The sequence below is a fragment of the Algoriphagus ornithinivorans genome (genome assembly GCF_900115305.1).
Classification (GTDB): Bacteria; Bacteroidota; Bacteroidia; order Cytophagales; family Cyclobacteriaceae; genus Algoriphagus; species Algoriphagus ornithinivorans.
In genome coordinates, this window is sequence record NZ_FOVW01000018.1 from 1 (window position 1) to 7,728 (window position 7,728).

The 7,728-nt window shown below is 50.6% G+C and carries 3 protein-coding genes; all 3 read right to left on the reverse strand.

The window, feature by feature from the left end; translation table 11 throughout:
- Positions 1-2,210, reverse strand: a 2,210-nt coding sequence (locus tag BM073_RS17880; RefSeq protein ID WP_091655706.1) for an OmpA family protein, incomplete at its 3' end; no start/stop codon positions are given.
- Between the two features lies 1 nt (position 2,211).
- A complete protein-coding gene (locus BM073_RS17885) occupies positions 2,212-3,186 on the reverse strand; it encodes a PorP/SprF family type IX secretion system membrane protein (RefSeq protein ID WP_091655707.1) in 975 nt (324 codons plus the stop codon).
- A 62-nt stretch (positions 3,187-3,248) separates the two neighbouring features.
- Positions 3,249-7,728 (reverse strand): CLIPPER-2 domain-containing protein (locus tag BM073_RS17890; RefSeq protein WP_139217530.1); only part of this gene is annotated, 4,480 nt, incomplete at its 5' end.

Sequence of the window (7,728 nt, forward strand, 5' to 3'; positions counted from 1 at the left end):
TTTGATCTGCGTGCCGACAGCTTCTCGTTGTAGGCATCGCTGCCCCGCTGGTCGGTATGACCCTCGATGTACAGCATCAGGTTCGGCATCCGCTCCAGCATGATCGCCACACGCTCCAGCTCCTGCTTGTGCACCGAACGCAACATCGCCTTGTCAAAGTCAAAATAGATCGTCGGGATGTCGCTGATCTCCTTGTTCAGCACCTCAAAGATGTCTTCCGGGTTACAGAAGTCCATATCCTTCAGCGCTTCCGGGATATCATACTGCTTGGTCGGATCCGGGAAGGCTTCCAGCACCAGCTCCGATCTTCTGTTCAGCTGATGGTTCGCCTCCGAACACGGTACCCCGTTCCCGCAGTCGTTCACCAGCTTCTGCTCCCCGAACCATTCCAGACGGATGCGCTCGGCTGCGATGTTGTACTGCGCCATGTATTCGGTCACTGCCGTCGCACGGTTGTTCGACAGCTTGATGTTGTATTCATCCGAGGCTCTGGAGTCGGTATGCGAGGCCACCAGCAAATCCAGGAACGGATACTTCTGCATGATCTCGGCGATCTTGTCCAAGGCCGGCTTCGCGTCCTTTCTGATCACGTACTTGTCCAGGTCGTAGTACACAATGTCCACAAACACCGGCAGCTGATACGGGATCGGCTTCAGCGTGTATTCCCGCTTCAGCGTATCTCCAGCAAAGCCTTTGGTGGTGATCGCGTTGTCTGTCAGCGTAAAGTAGCCCGGCTTGGAAATCGTCAGTGAAAAGTCACTGTCCGGCTCCAGTTCTGCTGCCAGTGCTCCCGTTCCGTTCCGCTGCGTCTGCACGTTCCCGTTCTGGGTATTGTCCCGCAGCGTGGCCATGTAACTGTCTGTCATCACCAGTCCGTCGCAGTCAATCACCCGCGCCAGAAACTGCTTGTACACTTCCTCGATCAGGTACAGGTCATCCAGACCCATTCCTCCCTTGCGGTTCGAGGCCAGGTAAATGTCTCCGTTCTCCAGCTCCCGGTAACCGAAGTCATCCGACAGCGAGTTGATCGGCATCCCCATATTCTGCACATTGCTGATGCCCGAAGGGCTGAAGTCGGCCATGTACACGTCCATACCTCCCACTCTCGGGTGGCCCGTAGAGGAAAAGTAAAACTTGTCCCCTTTGCGGAACGGATGGGTCTCGTCTCCCTTCGTGTTCACCGCCGCTCCCGCATTCACCGGAGTGGAGAACACCATGTTCTCATCGTAGACCGAATAATAAATGTCATATCCCCCATAAGACTCTCCCCACACTCCATCCTGACGGTCGGAGGCAAAGTACAGCCGCTTCGACTGTTCGTCTATGAAAGGGTTCATCACCGAGTATGCCAGCGAGTCGTTGTAGGGAAAGGCCATGTAGCCTTCCAGCGTCCCCTCGGGGGTCACCTTGCTGTAGTAGATCTCCGGCTGTACTGCGATGTTTCTGTCTTTTCTTACTTTCTTGATGTCTCTGGTCACCGAGTAAAACAGCAGGCCTGCCTGCTTTGCGTAACTCGGGTCCGAAAAATTGTAGGTCCCCGGAATGTTCGACACCAGCTCCTCCAGTTCCCCGTCGGCGCTTTTTCTGTACAGGCCGAAAAAGTTCCTGCCCGTATAGTCATTCCCCTGGTCGCTGAACAGCTTGTTCCGTCCGTCTATCCGGATACCCGGCATCTTCCGGCTGAACGTCGCTCCACGGTCCGATACAAAATACAGGTTGTCCGAGCCGTCCTTGGCCACCAGAAAGTCCGAGGCCTCCGAGTTCAGTTCCTTCACGTTCTCCAGCTTCACCTTCTTCCTGCTCGAAGGGCTGATCAGCTGCTCCAGATTCTGCTTCAGCGAATCCACGTTCACTTCCTTGGCTGCCAGATCGCTCTCCACCGCATCCATCCGGCCCGTACGCTGTGCCGCCGACAGGTAGTTCAGATAATCCTCCGAACCCGCCTGCTCATAGCCCACCACGTTCTTCCACCATTCGTAGCTCCCGTCGTAATCACGGGCCGTCTCGTGGGCCTCGGCCAGCTTCACCGCCAGCTCGTAGCCCGGCTTCTTCGCATAGGCCAGCTTATACTCTTCGATCGCATGGCGGTAGTTCATCAGCTCCATCTGCTGGTCCGCATAACGCACCTTCGACTTCTGGGCTTCAGATACCGTCACCGCTCCTAAAAATAGGCCCGTCGAAAGGCTCAATATCATCAGTGTCTTTTTCATATCAGAACCATCTTTGGTTTCTCATTACTGCTTTTCTCGGAATCATATAAAAGCCTACCGAAAGCTCATGCGAGTTCGTCCTGTAGTCCTGCAACACGTTCAGGTTGTGGTCATACGCATAGCCCAAACGGATCCTGTCTGTCGCGAAAATCTCAATGATGGTCGCAAACGCATTCCTGTTCGACAGGTTCTCCGGTAAATTGTCGTTCCAGATCTTCATGTTCGAACGGTAGGAACCCCCCACCCAGATCCGCTCCCCGAACAGAAACATCGCGTTCAGGTCGTAATTCGTCGGCGCACCCTTCACCTCCTTGATCAGGAAACTCGGCTTGAACTTCACCGTGCTGCCCAGATCAAACAGCGCCCCCATCGTCAGATAGTAGTGAAAATCATGGTAGGCCAAAGCAAAATCCTCCCGCTCCAAGGCACGCTTCCCGATCATGTTGTACACACTGAAACCCGCATAAAAACGGTCACTGTGGAAAAACAATCCCGTATTCAGGTTCGGAACAAACATGTTGATCCGTCCCTCCGGAATATCCGGATCCGGAAAATCATTCGGGTCCAGCATGCTCCCGTCTATCGCATACTCCGACAAACCCGCACTCACTCCCAGTCCCAAAAAGCTCCTCGCTCCCGTCTGGATCCGGTACGCATAAGTCAGCAGTCCCGTGTTCGTACGCGCAGGTCCGATGTTGTCACTCAATATCGAAATCCCAAAACCCATCGTACCCTCGTTCGCACTCAGGTCCGCAGTCACCGTGAACGTCTCCGGACTGCCCGGGAAACGGATCCACTGCGTCCGGTACGTACTCTGGATATACGGCTCTCCCTTGTAGCCCGCATAGCCCGGATTCACATGCAGCCCGTTGAAAATATACTGACTGAACTGTGGAAGCTGCTGGGCAAAAGTCCCCGTAAAAGCCCATAGAGCTATCAACAAGGTCAATCCAACTATTTTAAAAGTCTTTTTCATAACTTTTTATTTTCTTTTAAAGTAACCCCAGACAGAAGTTTTCTATCTGGGGATTATTGGAATTATAGTTCCTTTTGCCAGATAACCTGAATCCAGCCTTTGAACACATGTTCTCTTCCCTGACTGTCTACTGTCACAAGGACGTAGAAGTAAGTGCCTGCAACCTGACCAGGTGCGTTCCAATCGTTCTTGTAGTTCTCAGCTTCTAAAACATGATCACCATATCTGTTGAAGATAACTATTCGGTTCGATACAAACTTATTCAGTCCCTGAATCTCGAAGGTGTCGTTCAGTCCGTCGTTGTTCGGCGTGATCACGTTCGGAATGTGGAATGGTCTGATTTCAGTCACATCACTGTCCTGATTATCCGACTCATCCGTGTCATCCTCGTCAGCGCCTACGATCACCGTGTTGGTCACCGTACCCGCAGCTCCCGCTTTCACCCGAACTCGGAACACAATCCTCGCATCGGCCGGGAAGAATGGTATCCTCCAGGTAATCGCAGAGCCAGACACGTTCACGTTCACTTCCACGTTCGCACTGTTGCTCTCCACCCGGTTGCTCAAATAAGTCACTCCGTTCGGTAGATTGTCCGTGATCACCACGTTTCTGGCATCTGTGCCTCCCTGGTTCACCACCACAATCTCATACTCGAACTCGTCGCCCTCGAACACCTCGTCACTCAGTGCCTCTTTGCTCACGCCCAGATTCACATTGTCATTCAATAATCTGAACACAACAAAAGCATCATCGCTGTTGTTCGGGTTGGCCACCTCTCGCAATACATAGCGTAAAGTATATTCTCTGGCTTCGTTCACTCCCGGTATCAGGCTCAGATCTCCGTTCTCGTCGATCAGCAAACCGATCACTCCGTCCAGCTCCGTGAATTCGAAGTCCACATCCGCAGGATCAGGTCTCTGGCCGTCCAACAGATCGTTCTCCAGAATGTTGCCCAGTCTGCCGCCGTAGCTCACAAAGTAAGTTCCGAAGTCATCGTCATTGGCTATGATCTCACGGATGCCTACTCCGATGCTCACTTCATCCTCGTCTCCGATCTGCTCCCCATCAGGAGTCTCTCCGCTTACTGAAGCCACATTCAACAAACTGCCTCGGTCCAGATCTTCTTGGGTCACCACGTAGCTTGTCTCTATCGTCACGCTCTCTCCTGGAGCCAGCGTTTCGATCACTTCGTTCAATCCGGTCAGTGGATCGCTTACCAAAATGTTGGTCAGCGTCACATTACCCGTGTTGGTCACAACCAACGTGTAGGTTACCGTTTCACCCAGATCCCTGATCTCAGACTTGTCGCTGCTCTTCACAATCGATATTCCTGGTGCAGGAGTAATTGGCGTAGTCACCGAATCACTGTCTGTAGGATCGTCATCGCCAGGGTTCGGGCTCTGACCAGTTACACTCGCATCATTGGTAACCTGGCCTGCATCTACATCTTCCTGGGTGACAGGATAAGTGGTTTCCACAGTTTTGGTCTCTCCCGGCTTCAAAGTTCCGATGTTCACCACCAAACCTGTTTTGGTATCCACAACCGTCACATTGGTCAGAGTCACATTACCGGTGTTGGTCACCGTAATCGTGTAAGGAATCTCCTGACCCGCTTCAGTAATCACTGCATCGTTATCAGTGATCTCAATCTGGATATCCGGATTCTGAACCGCAGGTACAATCAAGGTATCCGTATCAGATACTTCTTCCACTCCTGCATTACCGGTGACAGAGGCAATGTTTTCAACCTCACCGCTATCTATGTCTTCCTGAGTAACTGTGTAGCTAGTGGTAAACTCTACTACTTGACCAGGTGCAAGTGTACTAATCGTATTTTCGAATCCAGTCAATGGATCATTTACTAGCACATTGGTCAAAGTAATATTACCAGTGTTTGTTACTGTCAAAGTATAGGTAATTACTTGGTCAGCCAAAGTCACAGATTCAACATCTGAGGATTTAACAATTAATATCGAAGGATTACCATCAACAGTAACTATCGCTTCGTCTTCAGCATTTACTGGTTGCTCGTTGAAGTTTGTCGATGCTGTCGCAACGTTGACAATACTTCCAGAATCCAAGTCACCTTGCTCTACCACATAAGTTGTGGTAAATACAACTGATTGTCCTTGGCCTAGAGAAGAAATATTCTCTGTAAATCCTGTTAGTGGATCATTCACCACAATGTTTGTCAGAGTTACATTACCTGTATTGGTCACAGTCAATGTATATGTAATCACCTGGCCTACTGTACTCACTGAACTCACATCTGATGTCTTGACAATCGAAATAGATGGATTCTGATCTACAGTCACTGTCGCGTCATCCTCAGCCGTAACTGGCTGTTCATTGAAGTTTGATGATGCCGTAGCAACGTTCACAATACTTCCATTATTCAAGTCAGCTGCAGTAACCGTGTAGCTAGTTTGGAAGGTCACAGACTGATTTGCATTCAAAGAAGGAATGGTCTCAGTAAAGCCTGTCAGCGGATCATTTACCACAATATTGGTCAAGGTTACATTACCTGTATTGGTCACAGTCAATGTATATGTAATCACCTGGCCTATTGTACTCACTGAACTCACATCTGATGTCTTGACAATCGAAATAGATGGATTCTGATCTACCGTCACTATCGCATCATCCTCTGCTGTTACTGGTTGCTCATTAAAGCTTGTTGTCGCAGTCGCAACGTTCACAATACTTCCTTTATTCAAGTCAGCTGCAGTAACCGTGTAGCTGGTTTGGAAGGTCACAGACTGATTTGAATTCAAAGAAGGAATAGTCTCAGTAAAGCCTGTCAGCGGATCATTCACCACTATATTGGTCAAGGTCACATTACCTGTATTGGTTACAGTCAATGTATATGTAATCACCTGGCCAACTGTGCTCACCGAACTCACATCAGATGTCTTGACAATCGAGATAGATGGGCTTTGACTTACTGTTACAGTTTCTTCATCTTCAGCACTGATCTCCTTTTCTCCGTAAGTCGTCGTAGCTGTCGCCACGTTTCTTACAAAGCCTCTGTCCAGATCTTCCTGAGTCACCGTGTAGCTGGTCTCCAGCTCTTCAGATGCTCCCGGTGCCAGACTTGAGATCGTCGCGCTGAATCCTGTCAGCGGATCATTCACCACTATATCTGTCAGCGTCACGTTGCCGTCATTGGTCACAGTCAAGGTATAAGTAATCACCTCGCCTACCTCACTGATCGACTGCTTGTCTGCTACTTTGTCGATCGTCAAGGATGGCATATCCGCTACCACTACTGTTTCTTCATCTTCAGCACTGATCTCCTCTTCTCCGTAAGTCGTCGTAGCTGTCGCCACGTTTCTTACAAAGCCTCTGTCCAGATCTTCCTGAGTCACCGTGTAGCTGGTCTCCAGCTCTTCAGATGCTCCCGGTGCCAGACTTGAGATCGTCGCGCTGAATCCTGTCAGCGGATCATTCACCACTATATCTGTCAGCGTCACGTTGCCGTCATTGGTCACAGTCAAGGTATAAGTAATCACCTCGCCTACCTCACTGATCGACTGCTTGTCTGCTACTTTGTCGATCGTCAAGGATGGCATATCCGCTACCACTACTGTTTCTTCATCTTCAGCACTGATCTCCTTTTCTCCGTAAGTCGTCGTAGCTGTCGCCACGTTTCTCACAAAGCCTCTGTCCAGATCTTCCTGGGTCACCGTATAACTGGTCTCCAGCTCTTCAGATGCTCCCGGTGCCAGACTTGAGATCGTCGTGTTGAATCCTGTCAACGGATCGTTCACCACAATATCTGTCAGCGTCACGTTGCCGTCATTGGTCACAGTCAAGGTATAAGTAATCACCTCGCCCACTTCACTGATCGACTGCTTGTCTGCTACTTTGTCGATCGTCAAGGATGGCATATCCGCTACCACTACTGTTTCTTCATCTTCAGCACTGATCTCCTCTTCTCCGTAAGTCGTCGTAGCTGTTGCAACGTTACTTACAAAGCCTCTGTCCAGATCTTCCTGAGTCACCGTGTAGCTGGTCTCCAGCTCTTCAGATGCTCCCGGTGCCAGACTTGGGATCGTCGCGTTGAATCCGGTCAGCGGATCGTTCACCACTATATCTGTCAGCGTCACGTTTCCGTCATTGGTCACAGTCAAGGTATAAGTAATCACTTCACCCACTTCACTGATCGACTGCTTGTCAGCTGCTTTGTCGATTGAAAGACTAGCTGTTCTTGGCAAGATCGTCACCGTACAGGTTGGACACTCAGGGTCACGCTCATCCGCACTCACCGGTGTCGGATCGGTAGACTCCGCTGTCACATCGTCGGAAGGATCATTTGGATCTCCGCCCGGTGCTTCCCCTCTGGCTACCGCCAAGTTCAACACCTTGCCCGCATCAATGTCCTCCTGGGTCAGCACATAGCTCGCCGTGAAGGTCGTCGCGTCGCTTGCTCCAGGAGCCAGACTCGTGATCGGTCCGCCGCTTACCGTTACTTTATCATCTTCCAGTACAATGTTACTCAAGGTCACATTGCCCGTGTTGGTCACCTTAAACGTGTAGCTG

Coding starts and splice junctions, on each gene's coding strand:
- BM073_RS17885 (WP_091655707.1), bottom strand. CDS start 3,186: ATGAAAAAGACTTTTAAAATAGTTGGATTGACCTTGTTGATAGCTCTA.